This is a genomic window from Amycolatopsis sp. NPDC043889 (genome assembly GCF_056435645.1).
The window spans coordinates 79897-99499 of sequence record NZ_JBWKEC010000027.1; the positions used below are offsets into that span (position 1 = coordinate 79897).

15 protein-coding genes are annotated in these 19603 nt (G+C 69.4%); 9 read left to right on the top strand and 6 right to left on the bottom strand.

Translation table 11 applies throughout. The features are described from left to right. The first annotated feature begins 6 nt into the window (after positions 1 to 6). The 5 genes from AC0685_RS33830 (at position 7) to AC0685_RS33850 (ending at position 9203) form a co-directional block, all read left to right on the top strand. On the top strand, positions 7 to 2487 hold the full coding sequence (locus AC0685_RS33830) for a hypothetical protein (protein WP_478229217.1): 2481 nt from the start codon (positions 7 to 9) through the stop codon (positions 2485 to 2487). A 345-nt stretch (positions 2488 to 2832) separates the two neighbouring features. Further along, positions 2833 to 7806 carry an NAD-glutamate dehydrogenase gene (locus AC0685_RS33835; protein ID WP_478229218.1) on the top strand — a complete coding sequence of 1658 codons (4974 nt, stop codon included), beginning with the start codon at positions 2833 to 2835 and terminating at the stop codon, positions 7804 to 7806. Then, positions 7806 to 8225 (top strand): acyl-CoA thioesterase, encoded by a 420-nt coding sequence (locus AC0685_RS33840; protein WP_340687620.1) that lies wholly within the window; start codon positions 7806 to 7808, stop codon positions 8223 to 8225. Before AC0685_RS33835 ends, AC0685_RS33840 begins: the two co-directional genes overlap by 1 nt. Continuing rightward, entirely contained in the window at positions 8218 to 8853 is a 636-nt protein-coding gene (locus tag AC0685_RS33845; protein ID WP_340687621.1) for a DUF8010 domain-containing protein, read from the top strand. The genes AC0685_RS33840 and AC0685_RS33845 overlap by 8 nt, the downstream gene beginning before the upstream one ends. Positions 8854 to 8915: 62 nt before the next feature. Further along, positions 8916 to 9203: a hypothetical protein gene (locus AC0685_RS33850; RefSeq protein WP_478229219.1), complete on the top strand. Its 288-nt coding sequence runs from the start codon at positions 8916 to 8918 to the stop codon at positions 9201 to 9203. Positions 9204 to 9277: 74 nt separating this feature from the next. Here AC0685_RS33850 and AC0685_RS33855 read toward each other — a convergent pair whose 3' ends face one another. Beyond that, positions 9278 to 9919, bottom strand: coding sequence for a DUF305 domain-containing protein (locus AC0685_RS33855; protein ID WP_478229220.1), 642 nt, complete (start codon positions 9917 to 9919; stop codon positions 9278 to 9280). An 87-nt stretch (positions 9920 to 10006) separates the two neighbouring features. Between AC0685_RS33855 and AC0685_RS33860 the strand changes: the two genes are divergently transcribed. Beyond that, a complete protein-coding gene (locus tag AC0685_RS33860; RefSeq protein WP_478229221.1) occupies positions 10007 to 11461 on the top strand; it encodes an LVIVD repeat-containing protein in 1455 nt (484 codons plus the stop codon). Between the two features lie 71 nt (positions 11462 to 11532). Here the strand turns inward: AC0685_RS33860 and AC0685_RS33865 are convergent, their stop codons facing one another. Genes AC0685_RS33865 through AC0685_RS33875 form a run of 3 tightly spaced genes read right to left on the bottom strand, consistent with a single transcriptional unit; the run spans position 11533 to position 14479 of the window. Then, positions 11533 to 13086: a glycoside hydrolase family 13 protein gene (locus AC0685_RS33865; RefSeq protein ID WP_478229222.1), complete on the bottom strand. Its 1554-nt coding sequence runs from the start codon at positions 13084 to 13086 to the stop codon at positions 11533 to 11535. Beyond that, entirely contained in the window at positions 13086 to 13481 is a 396-nt protein-coding gene (locus AC0685_RS33870; protein ID WP_125676391.1) for a globin, read from the bottom strand. The genes AC0685_RS33865 and AC0685_RS33870 overlap by 1 nt, the downstream gene beginning before the upstream one ends. A gap of 20 nt (positions 13482 to 13501) precedes the next feature. After that, a complete protein-coding gene (locus tag AC0685_RS33875; RefSeq protein ID WP_478229223.1) occupies positions 13502 to 14479 on the bottom strand; it encodes a mechanosensitive ion channel family protein in 978 nt (325 codons plus the stop codon). A gap of 410 nt (positions 14480 to 14889) precedes the next feature. Between AC0685_RS33875 and AC0685_RS33880 the strand changes: the two genes are divergently transcribed. Beyond that, positions 14890 to 15384, top strand: a complete 495-nt coding sequence (locus AC0685_RS33880; protein ID WP_478229224.1) for an HNH endonuclease — start codon at positions 14890 to 14892, stop codon at positions 15382 to 15384. Positions 15385 to 15502: 118 nt separating this feature from the next. On the opposite strand, the gene AC0685_RS33885 is transcribed toward AC0685_RS33880, so the two are convergent. After that, positions 15503 to 15847 (bottom strand): hypothetical protein, encoded by a 345-nt coding sequence (locus AC0685_RS33885; protein ID WP_478229225.1) that lies wholly within the window; start codon positions 15845 to 15847, stop codon positions 15503 to 15505. Positions 15848 to 16138: 291 nt separating this feature from the next. Here AC0685_RS33885 and ctaJ point away from each other — a divergent pair, with 291 nt between their 5' ends. After that, positions 16139 to 16396, top strand: coding sequence for an aa3-type cytochrome oxidase subunit CtaJ (gene ctaJ, locus AC0685_RS33890; RefSeq protein ID WP_340687628.1), 258 nt, complete (start codon positions 16139 to 16141; stop codon positions 16394 to 16396). Next, on the top strand, positions 16383 to 16865 hold the full coding sequence (locus AC0685_RS33895) for a DUF5130 family protein (RefSeq protein WP_478229226.1): 483 nt from the start codon (positions 16383 to 16385) through the stop codon (positions 16863 to 16865). Before ctaJ ends, AC0685_RS33895 begins: the two co-directional genes overlap by 14 nt. A gap of 73 nt (positions 16866 to 16938) precedes the next feature. Here the strand turns inward: AC0685_RS33895 and pepN are convergent, their stop codons facing one another. Further along, entirely contained in the window at positions 16939 to 19512 is a 2574-nt protein-coding gene (pepN, locus tag AC0685_RS33900) for an aminopeptidase N (RefSeq protein WP_478229227.1), read from the bottom strand. Between the last annotated feature and the right edge of the window lie 91 nt (positions 19513 to 19603).

The following is a 19603-nucleotide window of genomic DNA, read 5'->3' on the forward strand; positions in this document are numbered from 1 at the left end:
TTCCCCGTGGAAGCCAGCAAGCGCCAACGGCCGGGCTCGCCCACCACCATGGTGGGTGGGCGGACGGCTGCCACCGGGGGAACCCTGTCCGCTGTCGGCAGGCTGATCGAACGCGCGGACGCCCTGCACCTGAGGGCGCCCGAGCTCGCACTGGTCCTCGGGGAGCGCGCGGCCGCGCTCGCCGAGGCCGCCGGTGCCGACGAGCAGTGGATCCGCGCGGAGAGCCTGGTGGTGAGCGCCCGGGTCCGGCTCGGTGGCCGTCCCCGGACGGTCGGCCGGGCCGTGGCCGCCCTGCGCGCCGCGGAACACGCGGGCTACGGCGACATCGCCGCCCGGCTGAGGATCGATCTGGCGGTCTGCGCGCGCAGCGTGGGCATCCCGTTGACGGGTCTGGCCGCGCTGCGTCCGTTGCTGGCGGATCCGGCGGTTTCGCCCTCGCACCGGGCGGAGGCGTTGTGTCACCTCGTGGGCTGCTTGGCGCAATTCGGCCGCAAGGCGGAACTGGACCGGGTGCTCGCCGAGGCGGACAAGCTCGTGCTCGGCGACGGCTCGATGGCGGCGGATTCCCAGTTGCTGATCCGCGCGCTGCTGAGGGTCGGGGTGTCGGCGCACCGTCGACGGCATGGTGACCTGACGTCGGCCGCCGACGCCGCGCGGACCGGGCTCGGCATGCTCGAAAAGCTCGGAAACCCGGAGGACGACGGAGGTCTCGTCCGGATCAGGCTGATCCTGCAACTCGTCTGCACGTTGCTGGACCGGGGCGACACGGAGATGGCGCGGGAGGTCGCGCAGCCGATCCTCGACGCGCCCGTCCGTGCCGCCGGGATCGCGCCCGCCGCGTGGCTGCGGCTGGCGGTGGCCACTCGTGTCCTGCTGCCCACGGGATCCGGTGAAGCCGCGGGAATGCTCGTCCGTGAGGCGGTCGCTGGGGCCGAGGACCACAACCTGCACGCCGTCACGGCACGGCTGTGGCTGGAACTCGCGCAGATCGAGGAACGGCTCGGCCGGGCCGAGGAGGCCATCGGCTGCCTGCACCGTTCGCGTGCCGCCGAACATCTGCACGCCCGTGCGCGCCGGCAGGCGTGCAACGTCCTGGTCGGCGAATTCGGCGCGGCCGAGAACGCGGCCGTCGACCTCGACGACGTCCTGCGTGCCGTCGCCGCGCGGCCGACCGCCGCCGCGGCGCCCGTTCCCGCGCCGGAACCGGCCGAGGTGACCGCGGTGATCCCGGCGATCGACGCGGCACCCCCGAAGCGTGCCGCTGCCGAGCCGCCGGTTCGCCGTGAGCCGCCGCGGCCCGTGCGGCAGAGCAGGCATGCGGAATCCGTGTCTGCGCGGCATACGCCGGTCGAACCTCCGCGCCCGGTGGAGCCTCCCGTGGCGCCGGTCGCGGAAAAGAGCGAAGCGCCGGTGCTGAAGCCGCCGTCCCGCCCCGAGCCCGCCAGGGAAGCGGTGACGTCCGACAGCGACTGGCGCCGTCGGGTGCCGAAGAAGACCAAGCCGTCGATCAGGTTCGAGCCCAAGGCCGAACCCGTCGCGCCGAAACTGCTGCCGCCGCCGAAGCCGGAGCCCGCGCCGCGCCCCGAACCGGTGTCGCGTCCGGAACCGGAGCCCGTGCGCCGTCGCCGTCAGGAGGAGCCCGCGGCTCGCGAGACCGTCGCTCCCGAACCGGCGATCGCCCGGCCGGAAACCCCGGCTCCGGTCACGCGGCGCCGGGCCGAGGAACCGGTGCCCGTCGCGGCGTCGGAAACCGTCCCGCCGGAACTGCTTCTCGCTCCCGAACCCGCCGCCGAACCACGGCCGCGCGTGGCCGCGGAGATCCGTCCGCCGGGTACCGCCGCGCCGTTGTGGGAGAGCGACGAGTGGGCGGCCGAAGAGCGGGCGCGCCGATCCTCGGCGCCGGTCTCGCGCAAGACCAGGCACGACGTCGAACACGGGTCCGTGGCGGCGAAATCGGTACTGGACCGGCTTGGGATCTCCAGCACGGGCGGGCAGGGCGGTGGCCGCCGCCGCGCGGACGGCGTCGCGGATCCCGTGCTCCCCGAACCCGTCACCGAAGAACGCGCCGGCACCGGCCGTGCCCGCCGGGAGCAGCCTCCCGTCGAGTACAGCGAACCCGCCGTCCCGCTCGCGCCGCCGCCTCGGGAGGACCCGGCCGGGGTCCAGGAAAGCTCTCGTTCGAGCGCCAAGGAAGAGGTCGCTGATCCGTGGCTGCCGCGGTTGCGGATGCCGCCGGCGCTGGACCCGCTGACCGACACCGGCTCCTGGCGGCCGATCACGCCGTTTCCGGAGAGCTACGCTCGCGCGATCGCGGAGGACGAGCCGCCGCCGGACGCCGGTCTCGCCGACCTGCTCGCCCGCGCGCTCGCGGAGCACCAGGCAGGTACCGCCAGTGCCGCCGCGCTCGTGAAGCAGCTCGGTTCCCAGGACTCGGGAAAGCGTCCCGTCAACGGCCACGACCGGCACCGCGCCAACGGCAGCGACTGACCCCGGGCGGTAGCAAAGGTCCCTTGCTCCCACTTCGGTGGAAGTGGCGGTCGGCTTGAACGATTCAGTTGGCCGGGTGAGGTCGCCCGAAGCGGCACCGCGCGGCAATGGGTGCTGGTCACCCCGGTGCGGCGGGCCGCCGCGAGGCCCGGACAGACCGCCGATGTGACCCGCGAGTAGCTGAACCGATCACGGCGATTCCGGTATCTGAGCAGGGAAATCTTCGACGGCAGGGAAGGACCCGGCCTTGTGGAGCCGACTGTCCGGAGCTGTAGGTTGGGTCTGGGCCGGTACAGAGTCGTGCCGGTCGCGGTGTCAATCTCGCTACAGTGGAGAGTTGCCTCAATGAGCTCGACGGGAGTCTCGTCCCCGCCCGGAAAAGATGTCGGCACCGAGGATGGCGCCCGGCGCCGGTCGGCGAACCCGGAGCAGATCCGGGACGACCTGATCGACGCCGCCGCGGCATACGCCCCGGAGATCGGCGACTTGATCCGCTTGTACTACCGGCACATCCCGGCCGAAGAGATTCTCGGTGACGACCCGGTCGACCTCGTCGGCGCCGTCCGCTCGCATCTGCAGCTCGCGAAGGACCGGATGCCAGGCCGTCCCGCGGTGCGGTTGCTGAACCCGACGGGCCCCGAAGACGGCTGGACGCGGGAGGCCACCGTCGTGCAGGTCGTCACGGACGACATGCCGTACCTGGTGGATTCGGTCGCGGCCGAGTTCGCGCGGGACGGGGTGCAGGTGCAGCGCATCGTGCACCCGATCGTCGTGGTGAGCCGGGATCTGACCGGTGAGCTGCTGGAGGTCCACCCGGACGCGGATCCGGCGGAGCCACCGTCGAATTCGGCGGCCGAGTCGTGGATGTACATCGAGATCGACCTGGTGACCGACCCGAACCGTGCCCGCGAGCTGGACAACCGGCTGTCGTCGGTGCTGGGCGATGTGCGTGAGGTCGTCGAGGACACCGACAAGATGGCGGAGACGGCGTGCCGTCTCGCCGACGAGCTGGACGGGAACCCGCCGCGGCTGCCCGCGCACGAGGTCGCGGAGGGCGCCCGGCTGTTGCGCTGGCTCGCCGACGGCCACTTCACCTTCCTCGGTTACCGCCGTTACGAGCTGATCGACAACCCGCACCCGGACAGCGACGAGCCCGCCCTGCGCGCGGTGCTCGCCACCGGGCTGGGTGTGCTGCGCCAGGACAGCCTGGCCGCGCGCGGTCTCACCGCCGGTCCGGACACGGCGGCGTCCGCGCTCGCGCCGACGCTGCTGGTGCTGACCCAGGCGAGTGCGCCGTCCACGGTGCACCGCCCGGTGTATCCGTACTACGTCGGTGTGAAGACGTTCGACGACAACGGGAACGTCACCGGCGAGCACCGGTTCCTCGGTATGTTCACCACCACCGCGCTGCACGAGAACGTGCTCGACATCCCGGTGGTCTGCAACCGGGTCCGCGAGGTCATCCACCGCGCGGGCTTCCCGATGGAGTCCTTCTCCGGCCAGCGGATGCTCGAAGTGCTGCAGAACTGGCCGCGCGCGGACCTGTTCTCGGCCGACACCGACTCGCTGTACTCGACGACGACGGGCGCGATCACGCTTTCGGATCGCAGACGGCTGCGCCTGTTCCTGCGCCGCGACCCGTACGGCCGTTTCTACTCGTGCCTCGTGTACCTCCCGCGTGACCGATACACGACCCGTTCGCGGCTCGCGATGCAGGAGGTCCTGCTCGAAGAACTCGAAGGCACACAACTGGAGTACAGCGCGCGCATCGGCGAGACCGTGCTCGCGCAGGTGCACTTCATCGTGCACACCGATCCGTCGCAGTGGTCCGAACCGGACACCCTGCGCATCCAGGAACGGCTCAACGAAGCCGTGCGCAGCTGGGACGACCGGATGGTCGAGGCGATCCTCGCCGAACGCCGCGGGCGCGCCGGGGACGGCGGCGCCCCGATCGGCCTGATGGGTGAAGAGTCCGCCGGTGAGCAGGGGCAGCGGTTCGCCGCGGTGTTCCCCGAGGGCTACAAGGAGGACTTCACCGCGCTCGAAGCGCTCGCCGACCTCCGTGCCCTGGAGTCGCTGACCGACGAGGGCGACCTGTCGATGTCGTTCTACCTGCCCGCCGACGCGGAGGCGGGGGAGCGGCGCTTCAAGCTGTACCTGCGCGGCGAGGGCGTCACCCTCTCCCAGGTGCTCCCGGTCCTGCAGCGGATGGGCGTCGAGGTCGTCGACGAACGGCCGTACGAACTGCGCCGCGAGGACGGCGGCCGGTCGTGGATCTACGACTTCGGCCTGCGGATCGACCCGCAGGTCCTCGACCACGCGGACAACGACCTCCGTACCCGCTTCCAGGACGCCTTCCACGCCGCGTGGCGCGGCGACTGCGAGGTCGACGGCTTCAACGGCCTCGTCCTGCGCGCCGGGCTCACCTGGCGCCAGGCGGCCATCCTGCGGGCCTACTCACGGTACCTGCGTCAGACGAAGATCCCGTTCTCGCAGGAGTACATCGAGAACACCGTCCTCGCGCACACCGACATCGCCACCGCGCTGGTGCGGCTGTTCGAGACGCGGTTCGACCTCGCGCTCGGCGACGAGGCCCGCGCGTCGCAGGCCGAGCAGCTCACCACCGAGATCGGCAAGCTGGTCGACGAGGTGACGAGCCTCGACGAGGACCGGATCCTGCGACGGCTGATGTCGGTCATCCTCGCCACGCTGCGGACGAACTACCACGTCACCGACGAGGACGAGAACTCCCGCCAGTACCTGGCGCTCAAGCTCGACCCGAGCGCGGTGCCCGAACTGCCCGAGCCGCGGCCGAAGTACGAGATCTTCGTGTACTCGCCCCGGATCGAGGGTGTGCATCTGCGCTTCGGCGACGTCGCGCGCGGTGGCCTGCGGTGGTCCGACCGCCGTGAGGACTTCCGCACCGAGATCCTCGGCCTGGTCAAGGCACAAGCGGTCAAGAACGCGGTCATCGTGCCTGTCGGCGCGAAGGGCGGCTTCGTCGTGAAGCGCCCGCCGGCGGCCACCGGTGACCCCGGGCTGGACCGTGACGCCCAGCTGAACGAGGGCATCGCCTGCTACCGGATGTTCATCTCCGGCCTGCTGGACGTGACCGACAACCGCGTCGAGGGCAAGACCGTCCCGGCGCCGCGGGTGGTCCGCCACGACGGCGACGACAGCTACCTCGTGGTCGCGGCGGACAAGGGGACCGCGAAGTTCTCCGACATCGCGAACGAGGTCTCGGCGAACTACGGGTTCTGGCTCGGCGACGCCTTCGCGTCCGGTGGCTCGGTCGGCTACGACCACAAGGCCATGGGCATCACCGCGAAGGGTGCTTGGGAGAGCGTCAAGCGCAACTTCCGCGAGCTGGGCAAGGACACTCAGACCGAGGACTTCACCGTCGTCGGCATCGGCGACATGATGGGTGACGTCTTCGGCAACGGCATGCTGCTCTCGGAGCACATCCGGCTCGTGGCCGCCTTCAACCACATGCACATCTTCCTCGACCCGAACCCGGATTCGGCGACCTCGTTCGCCGAGCGGCGCAGGCTGTTCGACCTGCCGCGGTCGTCGTGGGAGGACTACGACCGCTCGCTGATCAGCGAGGGCGGCGGGATCTACTCGCGGTCCGCGAAGACGATCCCGGTCAGCCCGCAGGTCCGCGAGGCGCTCGGGCTCGCCGGGGACGTCACCGCGTTGGCTCCGAACGACCTGATGCAGGCGATCCTGCTGGCCCCGGTCGAACTGCTGTGGAACGGCGGGATCGGCACCTACGTCAAGGCCGAGACCGAATCCCACGCGGACGCGGGCGACAAGGCCAACGACGCCCTGCGCGTCAACGGGAAGCAGCTCCGCGTCAAGGTCGTCGGCGAGGGCGGGAACCTGGGCCTGACCCAGCTCGGCCGGATCGAGTTCGCCCGCGCGGGCGGCAAGATCAACACCGACGCGCTCGACAACTCGGCGGGCGTCGACTGTTCGGACCACGAGGTCAACATCAAGATCCTGCTGGACCACCTGGTCTCGACCGGATCGTTGGACGCCGAGCAGCGCAACGAACTGCTGGGGCAGATGACCGACGAGGTCGGCGAGCTGGTGCTGGCCGACAACTACCGGCAGAACGCCGTGCTCGGGGTCAGCCGGGCGCACGCCGGCCCGATGGTCTCGGTGCACCAGCGGCTCGTCGCGGCGCTGGTCGCGAAGGGCGCTTTGGACCGCAAGCTCGAAGCGCTGCCGAGTTCGGCGGAGTTCCGCGCGCTGGAGAAGGCGGGCGAAGGCCTCACCTCGCCGGAGCTGGCGACGCTGCTCGCGCACGTCAAGCTCGACCTGAAGGACGAGCTGCTGGCGAGCGAGCTGCCGGACTCCGAGGTGTTCTCGCGTCGTCTGCCCGAGTACTTCCCGAAGCCGCTTCGGGAGCGCTTCGGCGACGCGATCTTCCAGCACCCGCTGAAGCGCGAGATCATCACGACGATGGTGGCCAACGAGGTCGTCGACGGCGCCGGCATCTCGTACGTCTTCCGCCTGATGGAGGAGATGAACGCGACCGCGACCGACGCCGTCCGCGCGTACGCCGTGGTCGCCCACGTGTACGACCTGCCGTCGCTGTGGGCCCAGATCGACGCGCTGGACAACGTCGTGCCGACCGAGGTCGCGGACGAGATGATGCTGGAGACCCGCAGGCTGCTCGACCGGGCCGCCCGCTGGTTCCTCACCAACCGGCCGCAGCCGCTGGCCCCGCTCGCCGAGATCAACCGGTTCGGCCGCGTCGTCGGTGAGCTGGCCCCGCGGGCGCACGAGCTGCTTCGCGGTGTCGAGCGCGCTTCGGTGGACGCGAACACCGAGCGGCTGATCGAGAAGGGCGTCCCGGCGGAACTCGCCGGACGGGTGGCGTTGCTGCTGCACACCTACGGCCTGCTCGACGTGACCGACGTCGCGGAGCTGGCCGAGCAGCAGGTGGGGATCGACGCGGTGCACACCCCGGCGGAGACCGCGGGCCTGTACTACGCGCTTTCCGACCACCTCGGCATCGACAAGATGCTGACGTCGATCAGTGGCCTCGAACGCGGCAACCGCTGGCACGCGCTCGCGCGGCTGGCGCTGCGGGACGACGTCTACGGTTCCTTGCGGACGATCACGCTGGACGCGTTGCGGCACAGCGATTCGGGTACCGACCCGGACGAGAAGATCGCCCACTGGGAGAAGACGAACGCTTCGCGGCTGCAGCGGGCTCGCGTCGCACTGGACGAGATCAGCCAGTCCGGCAAGCTCGACCTGGCGACGCTGTCGGTGGCGGCGAGGCAGATCCGGAGCACGGTGAGGTAGTGGCGTACATTTCCCTGATCCGGCCGCGCTGGTCGGATATGGACGTCTACGGGCACGTCAACCACGCGAATCTGGTGACCCTGCTCGAAGAGGCACGGATCCCCCTGCTGTTCGGGGACGCCGTCCGCGCGGGGCTCACCGAACTGCCCAAGGGCATCGTGGTGGTGAAGCTGGCCGTCCATTACCGTTCGCCGATCGTGGTGTCCGATCAGGACATCCGGGTGGAGATCTCGTTGAAGGACTTGAAGCACGCCAGCTTCACCCTCGGTTACCGGGTGCACGGTGGCCCGGCAGAGGCCGACAAGGTCGCGGTCACCGCCGAGACGGTGCTCGCGCCGTTCGACACCGCGTCGGAGCGGCCCCGGCGGCTGACCGAGGACGAACGTGCCTTCCTGGAGAAGGGGTTCGCGGATGCCTGAGCTCGTCATCCCGGACGCGGGCGACCGCGAAACGCTCGGCGCGTTCGTGGCCAGGGCGGTCCGGCTCGACCAGAACACGCTGGTGCGGTTGCGGCAGCGCGGTGACGGCGTCGTCGAGGCGTGGTGCGCGACGCCGTTCGAGGTCCTCGCGACCAGGGCCGTGGCCGGTGACATCTCGCCTTCGGACATCACGGTGTCCGGCAACGAGCTGCTCGCCGCGCTGACCGTCGCCGGCGGCGAGCGCATGGATCCGGGGCCTGCCCGCGACCTGATGTGGCACTCCGAACTGCCCGCCCCCGGCCGCTGGCAGCTGGTGGACGAGCTGCCGGCGACGGTGATCTCGGAGCTGGCCGATCGAGGGGTGACCCTCGCCCGCGACAACGTCGGCCCGCACGGCACGCCGCCGGCGTCGTTGATGGATCAGGCGGTGCTCACCGTTTCGGGCAACGAGCTGGAGATCAAGGTCCAGATGCGGTGCCTGTTCGCGCTGTCGGGGATGGGCTTCGTGGACTCGTCCATCGACGGCGACGTCGTCCGCGTCACCGCGACGGATTCGTGGATGCGCATCGACGCGCGGTACGGCGCGGTCCTCAAGCGCCGTCACGCGCTCCTGCCGCTGCTCTTCTGACGGCTTTCTTACGCTTCGCACCGCGGGTGGCTTCCGGCCGCCCGCGGTGTCAGGCTGTCTCCATGAGCGATAAGGACGCCGGTAAGGACGGGGAGGACCCGACCGCGGACTTCCTCGCCGAGGTCCGGCCGGAGGAGACCCCGTGGCGGACCGAGCGCCCGCCGGGTGAGGAGGCGCCGGAACGCGCCGAACGCCCGGAGAAGTGGGGACGTGCCAAATCCGCCGGACGGGCCGCGGCGAAGGCGGCTCCCTACGTCCAGGCCGCCGCGCTGGCGACCTGGATCGTCTCGGGCACCCTCGACGACTCCGACGACTCCGGGTTCGACATGGGCTCCTCCGGCGACGCCTGACTCCCGCGTTTCGTCCTCTGAATGCGGTAGTTGGCGTTACGAACTACCGCGTTCAGAGGACGAAACGCGAGGGTTCAGAGCTTTCCGCGCATGGTCTTCATCCGCTCGATCTCGGCGGACTGGCCGGTGATGACCTCCTGCGCCATCTCCTGCGCCTTGATCTCCACACCCTTGCCGAGCTGGGCTTCGGCCATGGTCAGCGCGCCCTGGTGGTGCGCGATCATCAGGTCGAGGAACAGTTTTTCGAACGCCGCCCCGTTCGCCGCGCGCAGGTCCGCCAGCTGAGCCTCGGTCGCCATGCCCGGCATGAGCGCGTGATCGTGCCCGCCACCGTGGCCCGCGTGCCCTTCGCCCGGCACCGGCTTGCCGCGGTCGGACAACCAGGTCTTCATCATCGTGACCTCGCCGTCCTGCGCGACCGAGATCCGCCCGGCGATCGCCCGGATCTGCTCGTTCGCCGTCTTTCCCGGCACCAGATCGGTCATCACCTTCGCCTGCTGGTGATGGGGGATCATCATCGTCATGTACTCGACGTCGGCCTCGTTCGGCTGATCGCGGTTCACCGGGGCGGGGGAGCCGGTGCCCGCCTGCTCGCCGGGCTTCCCGGGCACGATCACCGGAGCACTTTGGGCCGGTTGCGCCGGAGTTTCGTCGCCGGTGCAGCCCGAGACTACGAAAGCAGCGGCGACCAGTGCCGATGTCAAACTATTTCTCATCCCGGGAGTTCCTCCGTTGGTCGGTATCTGTTGAGCCTAAATAAGGAATAAGGTGCGCGTAAAGCTGGGTGGAAGGAGAGCCATATCGTGCTGCAGCCTGGGCTGAAACGCCGCTTGACCAGGGTCTTCGTGTCGGCGGCCGCAGTCGCCGCCCTCGGTGCCTCCAGCGCGCTCGCCGCGCCGGCCGTCATCGCCGAACCGTCGGCGACCGCGATTCCGGGCGTGGACGAGATCGTCCACAGCCCCAATCTCCGGTCGATCGCGAACGTCCCGCAGCAGGGACCGTTCACCAAGGACTCGACCGGCACCGACATCGCGTTCACCAAGGGGCACGCGATCGTCGGCACCTACGACGGGTTCAACGTCTTCGACGTCCGCAACCCGTACCGCCCGAAGATCGTCAGCCAGGTCCTCTGCCCCGGCGGGCAGAACGACGTGTCGATCTCCGGGGACCTGCTCTTCCTGTCGACCGACTCGTCGCGCAGCGACAACTCGTGCAACAGCGTCTCGAAGCCCGCCTCGGAGAAGTCGGCGTGGGAGGGCATCAAGATCTTCGACATCTCGAACCTCGCGGCGCCGAAGTACGTAGCGGCGATCGAGACCGACTGCGGTTCGCACACCAACACCCTGGTGCCGGACAAGCGCGGCAAGGACGTCTACATCTACGTCTCGTCGTACGCGCCGGCGGCCAACCTGCCCGACTGCCAGCCGCCGCACGACAAGCTGTCGATCATCAAGGTCCCGGTGAAGGACCCGGCGAAGGCCTCGCTGGTCGCGACGCCGGTGCTGTTCCCGGACGACGGCGGCAACCCCGGTGGTACCAACCCCGACGGCACCCGCCGGTCCGCGACCACCGGTTGCCACGACCTGACGGCGCTGCCGGAGAAGGATCTGATGGCCGGTGCCTGCATGGGTGACGGCGTCCTGCTCGACATCTCCGACCGGCTCAAGCCGCGTGTCCTCAACCGCGTGCAGGACAACGTGAACTTCGCGTTCTGGCACAGCGCCACCTTCAACAACGACGCCACCAAGATCGTCTTCACCGACGAGCTCGGTGGCGGCGGGATGGCGACCTGCCTGGAGAAGTTCGGCTCCACCCGCGGCGCCAACGGCATCTACCAGATCACCGGCCGCGGCGACGACCGCAAGCTGGAGTTCGTCAGCTACTACAAGATCCCGCGCCTGCAGTCCGAGACCGAGAACTGCGTCGCGCACAACGGTTCGCTGATCCCGGTGCCGGGCAAGGACATCATGGTCCAGTCCTGGTACCAGGGCGGCGTCTCGGTGTGGGACTTCACCGACGCGAAGAACCCGAAGGAGATCGCGTTCTGGGAGCGTGGCCCGCTCTCGAACGAGAAGCTCGTCGGCGGCGGGACGTGGTCGGCGTACTGGTACAACGGCCACATCTACTCGTCCGACATCGTGAAGGGGCTGGACGTCCTGGACCTCAACGACTGGCGGACCTTCCCGGCGAAGCTCGTCCGGCAGAACGAGTTCAACGCCCAGACGCAGTACAAGCTGCACCCGGGCTTCAACAAGTGATCCACTAGCGTGCAATGAAAGGCCCCTTCATCGCAAAATTTGCGATGAAGGGGCCTTTCATTGCAGGGGGCTCAGACGAGCCAGGCGGCCGCGTCCGGCGGCAGTTTGCCGTTCACCAGCGGAACGCTCGACAGCAGTACCTCACCCGGCGGCAGCGCGATCGGGCTCGCCGACGTGTTCAGCGCGCACACCAGCCCGCCGCCGCGCCGCCGGAACGCGAAACACCCCGCGGGCGCGCCGTACCATTCGAGGTCGTCGCCGCGGAAAGCCTTGTGCGACTTACGGATCTCGATCGCCCGCCGGTACAGCGACAGCGTCGACGCCGGATCCTCCAGCTGCGCTTCCACGGTCACCGACGCCCACGAAGCGGGCATCGGCAGCCACGTGCGCGGATTGCGCGAGAACCCGAAGGGCGGCAGGTCGCCTTCCCACGGCAGCGGCACCCGTGACGCGTCCCGGCCGAACTCGACGCCGGAGATCTTGGCGCGCGGGTCCGCGAGAGCTTCCGGCGGGAGGTCGACGTTGCCGAGCCCCAGTTCTTCGCCGTTGTACAGATAGACCGCTCCGGGCAGCGCTAGCTCGACGAGCGCCATCGCCCGCGCGCGCCGGACGCCGCGTTCACCGTCGCCGTACCGGCTGACCTGCCGCCAGACGTCGTGGTTGCTCAACGTCCAGGTGGCGGGCGCTCCGGCGGACTTCGGCACCGCCAGCGACCGCTCGATGGCCGTCCGCAGCGCGTCCGCGTCGAAATGCGTGAGCACGAGCCGGAAGTTGAACGCCAGGTGCAGCTCGTCGGGCCGCAGGTAGCGCGCGAGACGTTCCTCGTCGGTCACCCAGATCTCGCCGACGGCCATGGTGCCCGGGTACTCGTCGAGAACCTTGCGGATCATCTGGTGGATCTCGTGGACACGGTCGTTGTCGAACCGCGGATCGTAGTACTCGCTCGGCCCGAGCGCGTTCACCCGCGGGTCCATGTCCGGCAGGCCCGGCGGTTTCGCCATGCCGTGCGCGACGTCGACGCGGAAGCCGTCCACGCCGTGGTCCAGCCAGAACCGCAGGGTCCGCTCCAGATCGGCGGCGACCTCGTGGTTGGTCCAGTTCAGGTCCGGCTGCTGCGGCGAGAACAGATGCAGGTACCACTGGCCGTCCGGGACCCGCGTCCACGCCGGGCCGCCGAAAGCGCTGACCCAGTTGTTCGGCGGCTGGTCGCCGCGCGGGCCGAGCCCGTCGCGGAAGATGTAGCGATCCCGTTCCGGGCTGCCCGGCGGCGCAGCCATCGCCGATTTGAACCAGGCGTGGGTGTTGCTGGTGTGGTTGGGGACGACGTCGACGGTGACCTTGATGCCGCGTTTGTGCGCCTCGGTCAGCAGGACGTCGAAATCGCCGAGGGTGCCGAACATCGGGTCGACGTCGCGCGGATCGGCGATGTCGTAGCCGTGGTCGGCCATGGGGGAGCGGTAGAACGGCGCCAGCCACAGCGCGTCGACCCCGAGCAGCTCCAGGTACCCGAGCTTGCCGCGGATGCCTTCGAGGTCACCGACGCCGTCCCCGTCCGAATCGGCGAACGAGCGTACGTAGACCTGGTAGAACACCGCCTGGGCCCACCAAGCCACGTCGCGTTCCATCACACGAAGCTGTTCATCATGCTGTTGGCGGCCATCTCCAGGTACGCCCACAGCTGCGAGCGGTAGGGCTCCTCGATGTTCTCCTCGTCGACCGCGATCTTGATGCAGCGCAGCCAGGCGTCGCGCTCGATCGGGCCGATCTTGAACGGAGCGTGCCGCATCCGCAGCCGAGGGTGGCCGCGCTGGTCCGAGTAGGTGTGCGGGCCGCCCCAGTACTGCATGAGGAACAGCCGGAAACGCTCCTCGGCCGGGCCGAGGTCCTCCTCGGGGTACAGCGGGCGAAGCACCTCGTCGACCGCCACTTCGGCGTAGAACCGAGCGACGATCCGGGTGAAGACGGGTTCGCCGCCGATCGCTTCGTACAAGGTGGTGGGGTCAGGTTCGGTCACGGACACAGCTCCATTCTGCCCTTGTCCTACTGCCCGGCGGGGCCGGACGCCATGAAGCGCCCCAGAGGTGGCTCGAAGCCTGCTTCGTCGAACGCGGCGAGCAGATGCGCCCGCAGTGCGCGCTGCACGGCCCACTGCTTGCCCGGCCGGACTTTCACCGTCAGGCGGAGCTTGATGCTCTCGGGGGTGACGGTCTCCACGCCGAGCATCTCCGGCGGCTCCAGCACGTTCGGTGCGAGCCCTTCGCTCTCCAGGAGCGTCTTCGCCTTCTCGGCCATCAGCTCGGTGGCCTTCTCGACGTCGGCCGAGTAGCTGAGCGGGACGTCGACGACGGCGACCGCGAAGCCCTGGCTCGAGTTGCCGACCCGCAGCACCTCGCCGTTGCGGACGTACCAGACGGTGCCGTTGATGTCACGCAAGGTGGTGATCCGGAGGCCCACGGCCTCGACGGTGCCGGACGCCTCACCGACGTCGACGACGTCACCGACGCCGTACTGGTCCTCGATCATCATGAACATGCCGGACAGGAAGTCCTTGACCAGGTTCTGCGCGCCGAACCCGAGCGCCACGCCGACGATGCCCGCCGAAGCGATGATCGGCGCGAGGTCGATGCCCAGTTCGCCCAGTACCAGGATGAACGCGAGGCCGTAGATCAGGAACGTCGCCATCGACTTGAGCACCGAGCCGATGGTGGCGGCGCGCTGACGGCGCCGTTCCATCACCGCCGACCCGAGCACTTCGGGAGCCTTCTCCCGCAGCGGTCTCAACAGGGCGGGCAGTTTCGACGAGCCGCTCGGCATCCGCGTCACGCGGTTGATCAGGCGTCGCACCAGGTAGCGCAGCAGGAACGCCACGGCGACGATCATCAGGATCCTGAGCGGCTTCGTCAGCAGCCAGCCCGCGGAGGCGGAGAGCCATTCGTTCTTTGTGACCTGGAACACCTGGTAGCACAGGCTGCCGGCCTCGCGCGTGCAGGCCGGGGGTTCGGTGGGCAGCAGGTTCACGGAGAGGAAATGTCCTTTCGTACTCGGCGGGGATCGGTCACGCCGCTCGGCCCCGGCGGAGGCGGAGCACCCAACTTCAAGTGGCCGCCGGGTCGCGCGCATGTGACACGTCCAGTAACACACGTGCACTTTGGGGCTGATCTGTGGTCGACTATGCCTGCACCGGTGGAGGTGGTCGAGTGCCAGACCGACAACCCATCCCCCTCGGCGTCCCGAGCCAAGCCTTGGCCGGACAGGCGCCGGAGGTCGTGCTGCGCGCCCATCCGGGAGGTGCCCCCTCGCACGGGGCTCCACCGGGCGGGCCGGGAACGCGGCCAGGGGGTGTTGCCCGCCCGCCCGGACAGCGTAGAGGGCGGGACCCGTCGACCACGGCGGCACCCACCACGAATTCGTGGGGCCGCAGACGGGTATTGCTGTTGAACGCCACGTTCGAACCGCTCACGGCGCTGCCGTTGCGGCGGGCGGTGGTCCTCGTGATGTGCGGCAAGGCCGAGGTGGTGCACGGCGACCCGGCGGGGCTCGAACTGCACGCCGCCACGGTTTCGCTGCCCGTGCCTTCGGTGATCCGGCTGAGCACCTACGTGCGCGTGCCCTACCGCGCGCAGGTGCCGCTGACCCGGGCCGGGCTGATGCACCGCGACCGGTACCGCTGCGCCTACTGCGGAGGGCGGGCCGAGACGATCGACCACGTCCTCCCGCGCAGTCGCGGTGGCCCCCACAGTTGGACGAACTGCGTGGCCTGCTGTGCCAAGTGCAACCACCGGAAAGCGGACAAGCTGCTTTCCGAGATCGGCTGGCGCCTGCGCGTCGTGCCGAGGGCCCCGCACGGGCCGCACTGGCGGCTGCTCGCGCATTCGAAGGAGGCCGACCCGTTGTGGCGGCCGTACCTGGGAACCGCGGCCTGATCGCATTGTGAACACGTCGGCGCCCCGGCTGCCTCGCGGCGGCCGGGGCGGGCCGATGATGCCGTGGTGAAGCTCGTTACGAGTGCGCCGTCCCCTGCTTAGCCGGTCGTGCTCGATCTCAGGCGGCGAGCGAGAAGTCGCTCTGGCAGGTGACGCGGGTGCCACGGGTGACCCGGGTGCCGCGAGTGACACGCGTGCCGCAGGTGACGCGCGTTCCGGCGGTCACGCGGGTGACCCGGGTGCCGCGGGTGACCCGGGTTCCGGCGGTGACGCGAGTGCCTCGGGTGACGCGGGTGCCGCGGGTGACCCGGGTTCCGGCGGTGACCCGCGTACCGCGAGTGACACGAGTACCGCGCGTAACCCGTGTGCCCGCCGTCACACGCGTACCGGGGACGAATTCAATTTCGAAGAGTGACGAAATGTCGTCGATGATCGCCTGGCCGGGTGTCTGGGTGCTCTGCATGACATATCCTCCTGCGACCGGTGCGTTACCTGCTGGGGTGGGGGAGCTGGGCGCAAGGCCCGTACAGGTGAAAAAGCTACGAGGATTTCAAGGCCGCGACAAGACGACAGCGCCGGGTGCGGCCGCCCGTACGTTGAGTTGCAACCTTTCGGCCTTGCGGGCTTCGCCCCAACGTGGGAGCGCTTTCGCGGCAAGCGGCGGACGGCCCCCTCCGGACGACGAGCGGTAGGTGCCGCGGCCCATACCCGTGCGAGCGGGTGCGGCCTCGCGCCATCGGATACGCTCACGCGCGTGAACCTTGTCGAGACGATCCTGGTCTTCGCGGTGATCCCCTTGGTCATCTACGCGCTTTGCGGGGTGGCCACGCTGCGGTCGAAGGGCGCGGGCGCCGCCCGGTACCGGCCGGGGCAGCCGTGGGAGTACCCGGCCATGTGGTGGAGCGCCAACCCCGACGGTGTCGGCGCCAGGCATTCGCACGCGGGCGGCGCGACCGCCGTGGGTGCGGCGGACGGAGCTTCGGTGACGGGAGGCGCTCGTGGCAACTGGTGAACTGACCCATTCGTCCACCGCTGTTGACGAAGAGCCCGGTTACGGCGCCGCCGTTACTTCGAGCGGCCGGATTTCCGCCGCCAAGATGTACGAACCGGCTGGTCCGAACAGCCCATTCACGACCCAGCAGCTTGCCCGGCTGGACGAGGCGCTGACCCTGGCCAGCCGCGAGACCGGCCTGGACTTCAGTGTGTACCTCGGTGACCTCGGCGAGGACACCCGCGCCACCGCCGAAGGCCTGCTGAGCTCGACCGACAACCCGGCCGACGGCGTGATCGTCGCCGTGTCGCCCGGCCAGCGCGTCATCGAGATCGTGACGGGCTCGCAGGCCCGGCACCGCCTGCCCGACCGCGGCGCGAAGCTCGCCGTGGCCAGCATGGTCGCCTCCTTCAAGGAAGGCGACCTCATCGGCGGCCTCGTGAACGCCCTCCGCATGCTGAGCGACCAGGCGGGCGCTCCGCAGCACTGACGCTCTCAAGTGCAATGAAAGGTCCCTTCCTTGCAAAATTTGCAAGGAAGGGACCTTTCATTGCGTTACGGGACTAGATCCCGGCCTGCGAGTCGAACTCTCGGGCGGCCAGCGCCCGCACGATCCCGGCCCGGCCTTCCGACACGAGACGGCGCAGCGCCGCCGGGTGCTCCCCGGCCAGCCACTCGTCCGACGCCTCCACCGTCGACGGCTCGACGGCCCACGACGGGTACAGCCCGACCACGGTCGGCTGCGCCCGCTCGCTGGACCGCCGCTGCCACACCTCGTCGATGACCTCGAAGTAGCGCGTCACGTAGCCGCCGAGCAGGTGCTTCTGGCCGGGGTGGGAGAAGCCGGTGATGAGCGAGTCGCTGACCGCGTTCGGCAGCTCGTCGTCGTACACCGCCCGCTGCCACGCGTCGGCCTTCGCTTCCTCGGTCGGCCGCAGCGCCCGCGAGCGCTCCGCCTGACGTCGTCCGGCGGCGGTGTCGTCCTTGGTGAGTTCCGCGTCGATCTCGGGGTTCTCCGCCTTGCCGTGCGCGACCAGCGCGTGCAGCAGGCGCCAGCGCAGGTCGGTGTCGACGGTCAGGCCCTCCAGCGGCGCCGTGCCGTCGAGCCAGCCCGCGATGATCGCCAGCGTCTTGTCGTCGAGCACGCATCCGGCGAGCGAGTTCACGAACGCCAGCTGGTGGTCCGAACCGGCCTCGGCGCCTTGCGCCAGCTCCAGCAGCCGCGCGGAGAACTCCGGCCAGCCCTTGTCCGCCGCCCACGCCGGGTTCGCGTACGAGTTCAGCGCCGTCTGCGCCTGCAGCAGCAGCCGCTGCACCACGCCGACCTCGGTCTCGGTGTGCACGCCGCGCTGCACCAGGGTGACGAAGTCGCGGGCCTTGAGCTCGGCCTCGCGCGTCATCTCCCACGCCGCCGACCAGCACAGCGTGCGGGGCAGCGGTTCGGTGATGTCGGCGATGCGGTCGATCAGCGTGGTCAGCGACGCCGGGTCGAGCCGCATCGTGCAGTAGGTCAGGTCGTCGTCGTTGACCAGCACGAGCTTGCCTGCCGGGAGACCGATCAGCCCCGGTACCTCGGTGCGCTCGCCGTCGACGTCGAGTTCGACGCGGTACTTGCGGACGATCTTGCCGTTCTCGTCCTCGTCGTAGACGCCGACCGCGACCCGGTGTGTCCGCAGCTCACCGGCACCCGGCTTGGCGCCGGTCTGGGTGACGGCGAACGAGGTGTACGTGCCGTCGGCGCCGACCTCGTAGCGCGGGCTCAGCGAGTTGAGACCGGTGGTCTCCAGCCACTGCGCGCTCCACCACGACAGGTCGCGGCCCGAGGCCGCTTCCAGCGCGCCCAGCAGGTCCGCCAGGGTCGCGTTGCCCCAGGCGTGCTTGCCGAAGTAGACCTTGAGGCCTTCGAGGAAGTGCTCGAGCCCGACGTAGGCGACGAGCTGCTTGAGCACGCTCGCGCCCTTGGCGTAGGTGATGCCGTCGAAGTTCACCTCGACCGCGTGCAGGTCGACGATGTCCGCGGCGATCGGATGCGTCGAGGGCAGCTGGTCCTGCCGGTACGCCCACGACTTCTCGATGTTCGCGAAGCTGGTCCACGCGTTCTTGTACTCGGTGGCCTCGGCCTGGGCCAGCACACTCGCGAAGGTCGCGAACGACTCGTTCAGCCACAGGTCGTCCCACCAGCGCATGGTGACCAGGTCGCCGAACCACATATGCGCCATCTCGTGCAGCAGCGTCTCGGCGCGGCGCTCGTAGGCGTAGCGGGTGACGCGGCTGCGGAAGACGTAGTCCTCCAGGAACGTGACCGCGCCGGCGTTCTCCATCGCGCCCGCGTTGAACTCCGGCACGAACAGCTGGTCGTACTTGGAGAATGGGTACGGGGTCGCGAACTTCTCGTGGTAGAAGGCGAAACCCTGCTTGGTCTCGGTGAAGAGCTTGTCCGCGTCCATGTGCTCGGCGAGCGAGGCGCGGCAGTAGATGCCCAGCGGGATGGTGCGGTGCTCGTCGGTGAATTCGTCGCGCCACTCGCTGTACGGGCCCGCGATCAGCGCGACCAGGTAGGTCGAGATCCGCTCGGACACCTTGAACACGGTGCGGACGGCCCCTTCCGGGGTCTCCTCGGCCGACTCGACCAGCGCGTTCGAAATGACCTTCCAGTCCTTCGGCGCGGTCACGGTGAGCCGGTAGACCGACTTGAGGTCGGGCTGGTCGAAGCAGGCGAACATGCGCTTCGCGTCCGCGGTCTCGAACTGCGTGTAGAGGTAGACGCCGTCGTCGACCGGGTCGACGAACCGGTGCAGGCCCTCGCCGGTGTTCATGTACCGGCAGACCGCGTCCACGACGAGCTCGTTCGACTCGGCGAGCGCGGGCAGCTCGACGCCCTTGTCCTCGACGTACCCGCTGACGTCGAGTTCCGTCCCGTTGAGGACGGCCGACTCGATCCCCTCGGCGACGATGTCGACCCACGACGCTTCGCCGCTTCTGGCGCTGGCGAACTTGATCGTCGTCTTCGACGTGAAGGTCTTCTCACCGGGACCGCCGCGGCCGTCGGTCAGATCCAGCTCGATGTCGTAGGACTCGACGTCGAGCAGCTCCGCGCGCAGCTTGGCTTGGTCTCGGGTCAGGTTGGGGGCGGGCACTGGCACCTCTGGTCATCGGTATCGGTTTTGGTTTCCAACTACAGGCATCCAATCATGTCGAGGCCCGTGCTGACGACGGGAACAACGCCGA

Coding starts and splice junctions, on each gene's coding strand:
- AC0685_RS33835 (WP_478229218.1), top strand. CDS start 2,833: ATGAGCTCGACGGGAGTCTCGTCCCCGCCCGGAAAAGATGTCGGCACC.
- AC0685_RS33845 (WP_340687621.1), top strand. CDS start 8,218: ATGCCTGAGCTCGTCATCCCGGACGCGGGCGACCGCGAAACGCTCGGC.
- AC0685_RS33850 (WP_478229219.1), top strand. CDS start 8,916: ATGAGCGATAAGGACGCCGGTAAGGACGGGGAGGACCCGACCGCGGAC.
- AC0685_RS33855 (WP_478229220.1), bottom strand. CDS start 9,919: ATGAGAAATAGTTTGACATCGGCACTGGTCGCCGCTGCTTTCGTAGTC.
- AC0685_RS33865 (WP_478229222.1), bottom strand. CDS start 13,086: ATGGAACGCGACGTGGCTTGGTGGGCCCAGGCGGTGTTCTACCAGGTC.
- AC0685_RS33885 (WP_478229225.1), bottom strand. CDS start 15,847: ATGCAGAGCACCCAGACACCCGGCCAGGCGATCATCGACGACATTTCG.